General features: G+C 61.3%; 13 protein-coding genes, 1 other RNA gene and 1 riboswitch. Of the genes, 10 read left to right on the top strand and 4 right to left on the bottom strand.

The window, feature by feature from the left end; translation table 11 throughout:
- Positions 1-23: 23 nt before the first annotated feature.
- The 3 genes from ACR0K9_RS16340 (at position 24) to rsgA (ending at position 3,199) form a co-directional block, all read left to right on the top strand.
- The gene (locus ACR0K9_RS16340; RefSeq protein WP_480824814.1) at positions 24-1,871 is read left to right on the top strand and encodes a bifunctional 2',3'-cyclic-nucleotide 2'-phosphodiesterase/3'-nucleotidase; all 1,848 of its coding nucleotides are present in this window, start codon (positions 24-26) and stop codon (positions 1,869-1,871) included.
- Between the two features lie 39 nt (positions 1,872-1,910).
- An RNA gene (ffs, locus tag ACR0K9_RS16335) (signal recognition particle sRNA small type) lies at positions 1,911-2,009 on the top strand.
- A gap of 161 nt (positions 2,010-2,170) precedes the next feature.
- On the top strand, positions 2,171-3,199 hold the full coding sequence (rsgA, locus tag ACR0K9_RS16330; RefSeq protein ID WP_480824763.1) for a ribosome small subunit-dependent GTPase A: 1,029 nt from the start codon (positions 2,171-2,173) through the stop codon (positions 3,197-3,199).
- A gap of 19 nt (positions 3,200-3,218) precedes the next feature.
- On the opposite strand, the gene ACR0K9_RS16325 is transcribed toward rsgA, so the two are convergent.
- Entirely contained in the window at positions 3,219-4,076 is an 858-nt protein-coding gene (locus ACR0K9_RS16325; protein ID WP_480824761.1) for an alpha/beta hydrolase family protein, read from the bottom strand.
- 130 nt (positions 4,077-4,206) lie between these two features.
- Positions 4,207-4,429, top strand: a riboswitch (cobalamin riboswitch).
- A gap of 89 nt (positions 4,430-4,518) precedes the next feature.
- Here ACR0K9_RS16325 and ACR0K9_RS16320 point away from each other — a divergent pair.
- Complete coding sequence (locus ACR0K9_RS16320; RefSeq protein WP_480824759.1) at positions 4,519-4,926, top strand: hypothetical protein; 408 nt, start codon at positions 4,519-4,521, stop codon at positions 4,924-4,926.
- Between the two features lies 1 nt (position 4,927).
- On the opposite strand, the gene ACR0K9_RS16315 is transcribed toward ACR0K9_RS16320, so the two are convergent.
- The gene (locus ACR0K9_RS16315) at positions 4,928-5,431 is read right to left on the bottom strand and encodes a protein-tyrosine phosphatase family protein (RefSeq protein WP_480534230.1); all 504 of its coding nucleotides are present in this window, start codon (positions 5,429-5,431) and stop codon (positions 4,928-4,930) included.
- A 166-nt stretch (positions 5,432-5,597) separates the two neighbouring features.
- On the opposite strand from ACR0K9_RS16315, the gene ACR0K9_RS16310 reads away from it, so the two are divergent.
- The 3 genes from ACR0K9_RS16310 to recR all read left to right on the top strand — a co-directional run bounded on the left by ACR0K9_RS16310 (position 5,598) and on the right by recR (position 8,527).
- A complete protein-coding gene (locus ACR0K9_RS16310) occupies positions 5,598-7,355 on the top strand; it encodes a DNA polymerase III subunit gamma/tau (RefSeq protein ID WP_480824757.1) in 1,758 nt (585 codons plus the stop codon).
- Between the two features lie 163 nt (positions 7,356-7,518).
- On the top strand, positions 7,519-7,872 hold the full coding sequence (locus tag ACR0K9_RS16305) for a YbaB/EbfC family nucleoid-associated protein (protein ID WP_480534234.1): 354 nt from the start codon (positions 7,519-7,521) through the stop codon (positions 7,870-7,872).
- Positions 7,873-7,933: 61 nt separating this feature from the next.
- Positions 7,934-8,527 carry a recombination mediator RecR gene (gene recR / locus ACR0K9_RS16300; RefSeq protein ID WP_480824755.1) on the top strand — a complete coding sequence of 198 codons (594 nt, stop codon included), beginning with the start codon at positions 7,934-7,936 and terminating at the stop codon, positions 8,525-8,527.
- Positions 8,528-8,543: 16 nt separating this feature from the next.
- Here the strand turns inward: recR and ACR0K9_RS16295 are convergent, their stop codons facing one another.
- Positions 8,544-9,281 (bottom strand): hypothetical protein, encoded by a 738-nt coding sequence (locus tag ACR0K9_RS16295; RefSeq protein ID WP_480824754.1) that lies wholly within the window; start codon positions 9,279-9,281, stop codon positions 8,544-8,546.
- Between the two features lie 72 nt (positions 9,282-9,353).
- Here ACR0K9_RS16295 and ACR0K9_RS16290 point away from each other — a divergent pair, with 72 nt between their 5' ends.
- Positions 9,354-9,842 (top strand): hypothetical protein, encoded by a 489-nt coding sequence (locus ACR0K9_RS16290; RefSeq protein WP_480824752.1) that lies wholly within the window; start codon positions 9,354-9,356, stop codon positions 9,840-9,842.
- Here the strand turns inward: ACR0K9_RS16290 and ACR0K9_RS16285 are convergent.
- Positions 9,839-10,468, bottom strand: a complete 630-nt coding sequence (locus ACR0K9_RS16285; protein WP_480824750.1) for a ribonuclease T2 family protein — start codon at positions 10,466-10,468, stop codon at positions 9,839-9,841. The genes ACR0K9_RS16290 and ACR0K9_RS16285 overlap by 4 nt on opposite strands.
- A 130-nt stretch (positions 10,469-10,598) precedes the next feature.
- Here ACR0K9_RS16285 and ACR0K9_RS16280 point away from each other — a divergent pair, with 130 nt between their 5' ends.
- Together ACR0K9_RS16280 and ACR0K9_RS16275 are read left to right on the top strand one after the other, a co-directional pair.
- A complete protein-coding gene (locus ACR0K9_RS16280; RefSeq protein WP_480534244.1) occupies positions 10,599-11,357 on the top strand; it encodes a DUF1013 domain-containing protein in 759 nt (252 codons plus the stop codon).
- Positions 11,358-11,411: 54 nt separating this feature from the next.
- On the top strand, positions 11,412-11,801 hold the full coding sequence (locus tag ACR0K9_RS16275) for a hypothetical protein (protein WP_480824748.1): 390 nt from the start codon (positions 11,412-11,414) through the stop codon (positions 11,799-11,801).
- The last annotated feature ends 26 nt before the right edge of the window (positions 11,802-11,827 follow it).

Raw genomic sequence — 11,827 nt, 5'->3', positions numbered from 1 at the left:
ATAGTTTGGCGCGCCGGGCGTGGGTGCGCCCTTCCAAAGCAAAAGTCCGGATACTGGCGACATCCGACCTGCATATGCACTTGATGTCATTTGATTATTACGCCGACACCCCGGATGCCGACAGGGGCCTGACCCGGACCGCCAGCCTGATCCGTAGGGCCCGCGATCAGGCCCAGCGCGACAGTGCTTTGGTATTGCTGTTCGACAATGGTGATGCGCTGCAGGGTACGCCGTTTGGCGAATGGGCCGCAGAGGTCACCATGGATGCGCACCCGTTATCACAAGCGTTCAACGCTTTGGGCTATGATGCGGTCGGGTTGGGCAATCATGATTTCGGGTTCGGACTGGATCTGGTGAACCGGATCGCCGCACAAACCACCTGTCCCGTGGTGTGCAGCAACCTGCGTACAACGCAAGGGCCTCAGGGCTGGGTGCCTCATGCGACCCTGCAGCGGATGGTTTTGGCAAACGGGAAACAGGTTCCGATTCGCATCGGCATCCTATCGGTCTTGCCACCCCAGACGATGCAGTGGGAGGCACATATGTTGCAGGGCAAGGCAAAGGTCACCGACATTCTGACCGCGGCAGAGCAGACCGCGGCATTTCTTCGCCAACAGGGCTGCGACCTTGTCCTGGCGTTGGCGCATTCGGGGCTGGATCAGGCGGAGGCCGAAGCCGGGATGGAAAACGCGGTCATCCCGCTGGCCGCGCTGGATAATGTTGATGTGATTGTTGCTGGGCACACGCATCTGGTTCTGCCCGGCACGGCACATGAAGACATGCCTGATGTCGACCATGAACAAGGGCTGGTGCATGGCAAACCGGTGGTGATGCAGGGCTGGGGTGGCTCGCATCTGGGCGTGATCGATTTGACGCTGGAACAAGACGCCGGGCAGCGCTGGCGCGTCATCGACAGCCGGGCCAAGGCAACCCCGATCAAAACGGCGAACGGGCCTGTCACTGAAGACCCCAAGATCAAACAGCTGTTTGCCAAGGGTCATGAGGAAACGCGCAAACGAGTCTCTGCACCCGTGGGGTCAGTGCCCGTTACGCTGCACAGCTATTTTTCATTCTGTGCCCCCGATCGAGGACTGGCGTTGCTGGCGGCGGCTCAGGCCGCTGCGGTGCGATCCCACATTGCCGGTACCGAGTGGGAGGGGTTGACCATCCTCGCAGCCACGGCCCCCGCCAAATTCGGAGGCCGCGCCGGTCCTCGTTATTACACCCATGTTCCTGCGGGCGATGTTTCAATCCGCCACGTGGCCGATTTGCATGTCTTCCCCAATGAGTTGCGGGCAGTGCGGGTAACGGGCGCGCAGCTGCACGATTGGCTCGAGATGTCCGCTGGTGTGTTCAATCAGCTTTCACCCCATCGGCCTGCGCATCTGATCAACCCAAGGCGCGCAGGATTCAATTTCGACAGTCTGCATGGGGCGACCTATCAGATCGACCTGTCACAACCGGCCCGGTTCGATGCAGCCGGACGTCTGAAGGATTCAGCGCATTCGCGCATTCGATCCCTGAAGGTCAACGGACGGCTGGTGACGCCCGAGCAGGAATTTATCGTCGCGACCAACAATTACCGTGCCAATGGCGGGGGTCACTTCCCAATCGCCGCGCAGGTTTGCCCTATCGCTTTGCCCGCGCGGCTCATTCACCATGTGCTGCGCGATTATCTGGCGGGCAAACTGCCCCGGGACCCGCTGGAACAGGCTCCACGCGCGTTCTCTCTGACCCCGATGAACGGAGCGGAGGTCATTCTGACCACCGGCCCCGCCGCGCAAGCCTATCTGCATGAGCTGGCCGAATACGATCCGCAGGCTCTGCCCTTGGATTGCGATGGGTTTCTGCCCATTCAACTAACCCTCTGACGGGTTGCCAATATCATCCGACGCGCCTATATGAAGGGTCGAGAGGTTGGCGCGGGTGAGCGCCTCGCCAACCTGGTCAGGTCCGGAAGGAAGCAGCCACAACGAGTCCCGCTTGGGTCGATGTCCAGCCTCTCACTTGAACCAACCTATCAGCCGCAGGAGGGCTTTATGATTGTTGCAAAGACCCTTCGGGCAGCCCGGTTCTGATCCAGCGCGATTTTCTGACTGCCTGAACACATGACCAACGGATGCGCGATTGCCATCCGTCGGACACTCTGTTTCTGACCACAGGCAGACCAATGACTCTTTCCCTATCGGACTTTGGATGGTCCTCTCACTTTGCCGCACAACACGCGGCCGAACCCACATACACCCCGTTTCGCATCAGCGCCGTTCACCGCGACCGGCTGATCGGGCTTGGCCCGAAGGGCGAAATCCCGTTACACAGCCCCGACCACCCGACCGGCGATTATGCGGTCGGCGATTGGATTCTTGCGGACAGCGACAGTCGCGTGCGGCGCCTGCTGGACCGGCGCAGCCTGCTGCAACGCCGGGCGGCGGGCACCGGTGCCTCGGCACAACTGATCGCTGCGAATGTCGATGTGTTGTTCATCGTCAGTTCGTGCAATGCCGATTTCAGCCTGCCCCGGTTGGAACGCTATCTGGCATTGGCGCATCAGGCCAGATGCTATCCGGTGGTTGTCCTGACCAAGGCCGATACCTCTGACGCGCCAGAATCCTTTGTGCAACAAGCGCAGGCCATCGATCCGTTTCTGACGGTGCTGGCGATCAATGCGCTGGACCCAACGCAGATCGAACAGGTTCTTGCGTGGTGCCCAAAAGGGCAGACCGGCGCATTGGTCGGGTCGTCCGGTGTTGGCAAGACCACGCTGGCCAATGCCATGACCGGGCAGGATCAAGCCACGGCAGGCATTCGCGAGGATGATGCGCGGGGGCGTCACACCACGACGGCACGCGCCTTGCACCAGATGCGCAACGGTGGCTGGCGGATCGACACACCGGGCATGCGCGCTTTGCGTTTGCTGGATGCGCAGGACGGGGTGTATGAGGTTTTCTCGGACCTCATCGAGTTCAGCGCAAGCTGCCGGTTCTCGGACTGCCAGCACGACGCCGAACCCGGCTGCGCAGTTCAGGCCGCGATCCAGAGCGGTGCGCTTGATCCATCGCGGCTGGAACGATGGCGCAAGTTGCGACGCGAGGATCAGCGCAACTCGGAAACCATCGCCCAGTCCCGCGCGCGGGACAGAGCGTTCGGGAAAATGGTACGCGGCGTCATGCAGCAGAAAAAGTCCCGCAAGGGGCTGTGATACAACTGGTCCGGTCTGGTCAGTCGATCAGGCGGGGCCAGACAGCCGCGTTGCGTCGGGCAAAAGCACCGATATGCCCGACCATCGGCAACCCGAACTCCTGGGGCAACAACAGGTGACGACGGGCCTTCGGTCCATAGAGATCGGCAAGCCGCCATACGGCTTCGGGCGGCACCATCTGGTCATCCGCAAAGGCAAACAGATCGACGCGTCCGCCTGCAGTGGCCCAGCGCGCCTGTGGCAGCGTCTCTCCGATCTCAGGCAGATAGCTTTCGGGCGCGGTGCACCATTTGCGCCACTGCCAATAGACCGACGCGGGCAGGTCTTCGCCAAAACCGACCGCCTTGCCCGGCAGATATCCCAGCGCCCGGACCATCAATGGCGCATGGCCATACCAGAACAACGCCGCCAGCGCGCGATAGGGCCACGGATGATCCCCGAGCGTCACCAGGCCCGAACAGACACAGATCATCCGGTCGATCTGCTCGATATCCGATTGCACCGGCCCCAGCATAGATCCGAGCGAGTGGCCAATGCTCCACAGTTGAGCACCCGGAAAACGCCGCCGCATCTCGGCCCGCGCGGCGGGGATGTCGACCAGCGCCCAGTCCGCCATCGTCACTGTCGACGCCTTTTGCGCCCCGGTCAGTGAATGGCCGAAATCCCGGTAGTCATATGTCAGGCAGGCCATGCCGCGTTCCGCCACCAGCCAGCGCGCGAAATGCTGGTAATAATCGCGGGGCACGCCGGTGGCGCCGTTGATCACCACCACCGTTTCCGGCTGAGACGCGGGCAGGTACAGACGGGCGGACAGCATCGCGGGTCCGGCGGCAAACCGGAAATCCTCTGTCATGATGGTCTGTTGCGTGTCCAGCATGTGAACCTCTTGGCGTCGCGCATCACCTGAACTGATCAGTTCATTTGATCGATACCAAGTCAAGGTTGACGTGGCTGGACCAAAGGTCAGCCTGCGACTTTCAATCCGATTGACTCGGAATGCGGCGAACCGCTAGCGATGGCGTGATGGTTCTCGCGCCCTTATCCGGGGCCGGGATGAAAAGGGAACACGGTGCGGTTCTGCCCGGAAGCTGCCGGAACGAACCAAATCCGCGACTGCCCCCGCAACTGTAAGCGGTGAGCAATGCCGGAAGACCACTGGCCATATGGCTGGGAAGGTCGGCAAAGCGACGACCCGCAAGTCAGGAGACCTGCCATCGGAACCGAAACTGAATCTCGGGCGGGGTGTCCGGGCAGGTCCTGACGTCACAGCGCCGTCCTACCTGTTTCACGCCCTCGCCCTGCGCGCGGAGGGCGCATCTATGATCTGGAAGACCGACACACATGAATTCGCAGCGACCGTGTGCCAACGGACCAGCAAACCCTGCCCGGCTCTGGCGCGTATGGCGCGGGCGCTGACGCAGGCCGTCTCGACCGCGCGGCCAGTGACCACACCCGAGTTTCAGGTGGAAGGCAGCAGCGAACTGACCCATTGCGCGGAAGGCTGCACCGCCCGTTTTCGCGCCTGCCCTGATCAGGTGCGCGTGTTCTGCGGAACCGTTCCCGGGATCGAGACCGAGATGCTGGACGGTTATGCGGACATGATGTTCGGCACCTCATTCGCCACCCTACCCGCAGGGCTGCTGGCGAACCCGCCCTGCGCCATGCTTGAAGCGTCGGTGCTGGCCCCGCGCCCTCAGGTCGAGCCGCAGCATATGGCCTGCGCCTGATCTAACGTTGCAACGGGACCCGGGCCGGCGTAGCGGCCCAGGCCATCTGTCCGTCGGTTTCGACCGCGCAGGGGCGCAGCGCCCGCAGACGCTCCAGCGCTGTTTCGGGACGCTCGCCGCATTCGACCATCAGACGCAGCACAACCATACCCGAGCGGCCGCAACCGCCTCGGCAATGCACCAGAACCCGGCCTCCGCCGGACAGGGCCTGCCGGGCGGCCGCGCTGACCTGCGGCCAACGCTCCTCGACAGCTTCGGGCGGGGCGCCGAAATCCTCGATCGGAAGATGGACCCAGCGGCTCGCCCGGGCCTGTATGTCGGTCCCGAAATTGCGCGCGCCATCCTGCAGCATCTCAACTTCGGTGGTCATCGACAGGACCAGACCCGGCTTCCAGCCCGCGATCAGGTCCAGATCGCCGTCATAATCCCCTCCGCGCCCCGGCATCGACGTCAGGGCCAGCGTGCCCCCGCCAACCTGCAAGGCGTATATCACCAGTTGCGACATAAAACCCCCCATCAAACAAACCTATAAAAACTGGTCTTTGAAATCTGTCCGACCAGTGTAAGCCGCATCGGGTCGCTTTCCAAAATGAAAATCATCCGGGCGGGCGGTGGACGCGGGCAGCGGCGGCCTCTACGCTGCGGCAGAACTCGAATCCGCGAAAGCAGACATGACCGACACGCCCAGCCCCGCCTATCAGGTGCTTGCCCGCAAATACCGCCCGGAAACCTTTGCCGATCTGGTCGGTCAGGACGCCATGGTCCGCACGCTGAAAAATGCGTTCGAGGCGGACCGGATCGCGCAGGCCTTCATCATGACCGGCATCCGCGGCACCGGCAAAACCACCACCGCCCGGATCATCGCCAAGGGCATGAACTGCATCGGCCCCGATGGCGAAGGCAAACCCACCACGGAACCCTGCGGCCAGTGTGAACATTGCGTCGCCATCATGGAAGGCCGCCATGTCGATGTGATGGAGATGGACGCCGCCAGCCGCACCGGCGTCAATGACATCCGCGAGATCATCGACAGCGTTCGCTATCGCGCCGCCAGCGCGCGCTATAAGATCTACATCATCGACGAGGTCCACATGCTCTCGACCAGCGCTTTCAACGCGCTGCTCAAGACGCTTGAGGAACCGCCCGAGCACGTGAAGTTCATCTTTGCCACCACCGAGATCCGCAAGGTCCCGGTCACCGTCCTGTCCCGCTGTCAGCGCTTCGATCTACGCCGGATCGAGCCCGAAGTCATGATCGGCCTGCTGCGCAAGATTGCCGATGCCGAAAGCGCGCAGATCGCCGAGGACGCGTTGGCGCTGATCACCCGCGCCGCCGAGGGCTCGGCCCGTGATGCGACCTCGCTGCTAGATCAGGCAATCAGCCACGGGGCAGGCGAGACCAGCGCCGATCAGGTGCGCGCGATGCTGGGTCTGGCGGATCGCGGCAGGGTTCTCGACCTGATCGACATGATCCTGCGCGGCGATGCAGCCGGAGCACTGACAGAGCTGAGCGCCCAATATGCCGAAGGCGCCGACCCGCTGGCGGTGTTGCGCGATCTGGCCGAGATCACCCATTGGGTCTCGGTGGTCAAGATCACCCCGGATGCCGCCGAAGATCCGACGGTATCGCCCGACGAACGCGCCCGTGGCCAGCAAATGGCCGAGGCCTTGCCGATGCGTGTTCTGACCCGCATGTGGCAGATGCTGCTCAAGGCGCTGGAGGAGATTGCCGCCGCGCCCAACGCGATGATGGCGGCCGAAATGGCGGTGATCCGCCTGACCCATGTGGCCGATCTACCCAGCCCGGAAGAGTTGATCAAACGGCTGCAGGATGCGCCCGTCCCCCCGCCGACCAACGGACCGGGTGGCGGCCTGCCGATAGCCACGCAAGGCGGTGCATCCGCCCCTGTCGCCACGCAAACAACCTATGCCACCACCCGAGGCCCGACCGGGGCACCATCAGCGGCGCTGGCGCAGGATGTGGCGACCGCTCTGGCCCACTATCCCAGTTTCGATCACGTGGTCGAACTGATCCGCTCCAACCGCGACGTCAAGCTTCTGGTCGAAGTGGAAAATGGCGTGCGGCTGGCCTCGTACCAGCCGGGCCGGATCGAGTTCACTCCGACGGAACAGGCCCCGGCTGACCTTGCCGCCCGGCTCGGATCATCCCTGCAGCGCTGGACCGGAAACCGTTGGGCGGTGACAATCGTGTCCGAGGGGACAGCGCCAACAATCGGCGAGACCCGCGACGCCGCCGCCCTGGCGCTGAAGGCCGAGGCCGAGACCCATCCGCTGGTGCAGGCCGTTCTGGCCCAGTTTCCCAAGGCAAAAATCACCCGGATCGAAACCCCGGAAGAACGCGCCGCCAAGGTCGAAACTGAAGCCCTGCCAGAGGTCGAAGACGAATGGGACCCGTTTGAGGAAGACTGATACAGCCCAGCCCCGATAGCGCAAATCCTCCCGCGCCCGCCACGGCCATCGGCTGCGCCGATACGCCTGAGCGGCCTTGGGCCCGGCAGGAGCCGCCTCGCCCCTTGTGTCGCACCGATGGCCCCCGTATTTAGACATCAAACGTATTCACAGGAGAACTTCGATGCTCAAAGGACTAGGTGGGCTTGGCGGTCTGGGCGACATGGCCAAGATGATGAAATCCGCACAGGACCTGCAGACCAAGATGACCGAGATGCAGGAAGATCTGAACAACCTGATGGTTGTCGGCGAATCCGGCGCGGGTCTGGTCAAAGCCACCGCGACGGCCAAAGGTGAGCTCAAAGGTCTCGATATCGATCCCTCGATCTTCAACGGCGACGACAAGGAAGTTGTCGAAGATCTGATCCTGGCGGCGATCAAAGACGCGCAGACCAAGGCCACCGAACGGTCGCAGGCCGAAATGGCGAAACTGACCGAAAGCATGGGCCTGCCGGCAGATATCAAACTGCCGTTCTGATCTTCATCTTTTCAAAAATACTCCCGCCGGAGGCTCCCTCCGGTGCCAGACAGGACAGGCCGTGAGTTCCAACAGCGACATCGACAATCTGATCGATCTGATGGCCAAACTGCCCGGCCTCGGCCCCCGTTCAGCCCGCCGCGCGGTACTGCACCTGATCCGCAAACGCGCCCTGCTGCTGACGCCGCTTTCCGACGCCATGCAGCAGGTCGCCGCCACCGCCCGCGAATGCCTGAACTGCGGCAATGTGGGCACCACCGATATCTGCGACATCTGCGACAGCGAGGCCCGCGCGACGGGAGAGCTCTGTGTGGTCGAAGACGTGGCGGACCTCTGGGCGATGGAGCGCGCAGGCGTGTTCAAAGGCCGCTATCACGTGCTGGGCGGCACATTGTCTGCACTGGACGGAGTCGGCCCGGACGAGCTACGCATCCCCCGCCTCAAGGACCGGGTCATGGCCGAAGGGATTACCGAGATCATCCTTGCTCTGAACGCCACCGTCGACGGCCAGACAACCGCGCATTACATCGCCGATCAATTTGAGGATCAGGTGCGCCTGACCTCACTGGCGCAGGGCGTGCCGATTGGGGGTGAGCTGGATTATCTGGATGATGGGACGATTACGGCAGCGCTGCGGGCGCGGAAAGAGCTGTAGCTCTTTCACGCGCGGCCTAAGCAATTTGTACGATACGCGATTTTGCACAAAGGGGGTCTTCTTCGAGAAATTGGGCGACCGCCTTCTTCATCAATTCGAAGTCACCTCCGTAAAAATATAGAGCCGTTTCGCTGCTTCCTTCCCAGTAGCCCCGAAAATTGCCAAAACCCTCCAACAACTTCTCAAGATGTCCAATAGTTTCGTTTACGTCAGAATTTGCGTAAACGTCATCCGGCAATTCCGTTCCGTTAAGAAAAATGCCCATCCCCTCAGCCTGACCGAAAGGGACGTCAGCTCTGTCAGAGGAGAATTTCAAAACCGATCCCTTTGGGGCCCCCAATTCCTCGAGGGTGCTCGTGATCTTCAGAATGGTTGCATCGGTTTCATCATTTATTGCGATCTCAAGATCACAATACGCGATGCCGTCTGGATCTCCGGCTAACTGAGTACCGCCACCGGTAACCTCCCCCAGGCCTTCACTTTGAAGCACCTCGTCCAATGGGTCCTCAAAGTAATCCCCACGATCCATAGGCTGAACGCGTGCGTTCAACTGCGCAATGACAATCTGCTGATCGGCCGTTTCAGCCTTTGCGTCTGTATTTTTGCCGAAAAGTCCGAACTTAAACATTTTTTCAACCTCAGGAGTGCTTTTGATGAACATCACCTGCCAATTATGCAAAGGTACGACCGCTTGAAAACAATCGAAGTCTGTAGAAGCCGTTTCATATCGCTGCTGATGTAAATTCGGCAACAAAGCACTGACTTTGGTTTTCTAAAAGGCTAACAGTTTAGCAGGACTTAATGCCCATTGTGTTTGGAAACTGTCATGACCCGCCTCCTCGCCCTCACCCTCGCTGCCTTCACGGCCACCGCCACCTTCGCCCAAGAGCTCATCGACAAGGGCTTTGTCGAAGGCTGGAACATCATGATGGACCCCGCGCTCGGAAACGGATGCCTGATCCAGACGGTGTATCAGGACCTTTCGGTGGTGCGGCTGGGCTATGACGCGCTGGACAATCGCGGGTATTTCACCGTCTACAACAAGGCCTGGGGCGATATTGAGCCGGGGCAGAGCTATCCGATCCGGTTCGAGTTGGACGGCAAGAGCTTTGACGCAACTGCCATCGGGTTCAAACAGGATCGTGTGCCGGGGGCGACGGTGTTCTTCACCGACCGCAGCTTCGTCGCCGCGATTGCCCAGAACAAGACGATGACCGTCTACAACCCCGAAGGTCAGACCGTCATGGCGATTGACCTGAAAGGCACTGCCAAAGCGCTGGAATACGCGCGCGATTGTCAGAACAAAAAGCTCTAACGAATCGGATCGAACAGCGCGTCCTTCGCGGTGCAGTCGCGGATCACATCGCGGCCGCAGGGCACGGGGTCAAGATCGCGGGACAGGCACAGGCGGACCTCTTCTATATAGCCCTGCTTGCAGGTGATTGTGATCATATCAGGCTCAAGCGCGGGATTAGCCTTCAGGAACGCCTCTTCAATCACCGCGGCAGGCAATTTGATCGGGGCATCCAGTTTTCGGAAGACCTCGGGGCGGGTGACCGTCCCAAAAGCTTGCCGCGACAGGGCGAAATAGTCCGGCGCAGACAGGCCCGAGCATGTGCCATGCTTCTTCCATTGGTGCCAGGCCAGGCCGGATGAGCCCTGAATATCCTCCATTTCCCGGGTCATGCGGCGGGACGGCGGCGCCTCGGGCGTGCGGCAGAACGTCGGCCAGCCCTGATGGAATTGCGGCCAGAGACCGTGCAATATCCACCCGTGGTCATGGCGCGCATCGCATTGATCCGAGCCACGCGCATCCCCTTCGCGCGCGCACCAGTTGGGCGACCAGCTGAGCGACAAAACATAATAGTCGAACGCTCCGGCCTTCTCGCCCTCGGCCATCGCGGCCATCGCGCTGAACACCCACAAAATAACCCAGCGCATTCGCCTCTTCCCTTCTTGCCTTGCCGCGACTATATAGGCCGCAAGTTCCCCGACAACGGAAACCTGCCCCAAGACCTCGGGGCCGCCGAATTCCGGCGACGGGACAGATGTATTTATAGGAGACGGGCTGATGGCAAAACCGCTTATGGCCAAGGCAACAGCCGTATGGCTGGTGGACAACACCACGATCAGCTTCAAGCAGATCGCGGATTTCGTAGGCATGCACGAGCTGGAAGTGCAGGGCATCGCCGATGGCGATGTGGCCGCTGGCGTCAAAGGGTTCGACCCGATCGCCAACAACCAGCTGACTCAGGAAGAGATCGACACGGCGCAGAACAATCCGCTGCACAAGCTGAAGCTCAAGTTCAACCCGGCCGCGTCGGGCGAGGAAAAGCGCCGTGGCCCGCGCTATACGCCGCTGTCCAAGCGCCAGGACCGTCCGAACTCGATCCTGTGGCTGGTCAAGTTCCACCCCGAACTCAGCGACGGCCAGATCGCCAAGCTGGTGGGCACCACCAAGCCGACCATCCAGTCGATCCGCGAGCGCACCCACTGGAACATCGCCAACATGCAACCCATCGATCCGGTTGCGCTGGGTCTGTGCAAGCAGTCCGAACTGGATGCCATTGTGCAGAAGGCCGCTGCCAAGAAAGCCGCCGAAGGTGGTGTCATGAGCGATGATGAGCGTCGCAAGCTGGTGTCGACCGAACAATCGCTTGAAATGGATTCGGCTCCGAAAATCCCGACCGCGATTGAGGGTCTGGAGACCTTCTCGTTGTCGGATGATTCTGAAGAGAAGGAAGACGATGACGTTATCGTCGACGCCGACAGCTTCTTCAACCTGCCCAAAGGTGGCAGCGATGAAGATGAGGACGATCTGCGCCCCTGATGCGCATGCGGCCCCGACCGTTGACGGTCGGGGCCTGTTTCCTTGGGGAATGAAATGCTGAGCATTCTGTCCGCAATTTTCGGCCCGCACCGCGCTGTTTCGATCTATGCCTTCGTGAAAACCAAAGGCCTTGCCATCGCTGGCGGGATCGGTGTGGTCGCGATTGCCGCCGCGTTGCTTTTGCTGAACGACAGCGGCGAGCACGAGCACCACTCGTTCATCACTGTTCCGGTCCTGTCGGCGACTCCGATCAACGGCGATCTGAAGAACGGTGTGATCGCGTCGGTTCGGCTGCCCGATGGTTCCGCAACCTCAATCACCTCGACCGAGGCCCCGATCTCGCAAACCGTCGGTGCCAGCGCCTGTATCGAAAAGCGTGTTTATGTGGACAGCGGCGAGCCAAGATATCGGTTCAAACTGCCTCGCTATTGCGAGGCAAGCTAGTAAGCAAAACCGCCCGTTGGTTACAC

The sequence above is a fragment of the Ruegeria sp. L12 genome (assembly GCF_056531745.1).
This window is presented reverse-complemented; position numbering and strand designations above follow the sequence as displayed.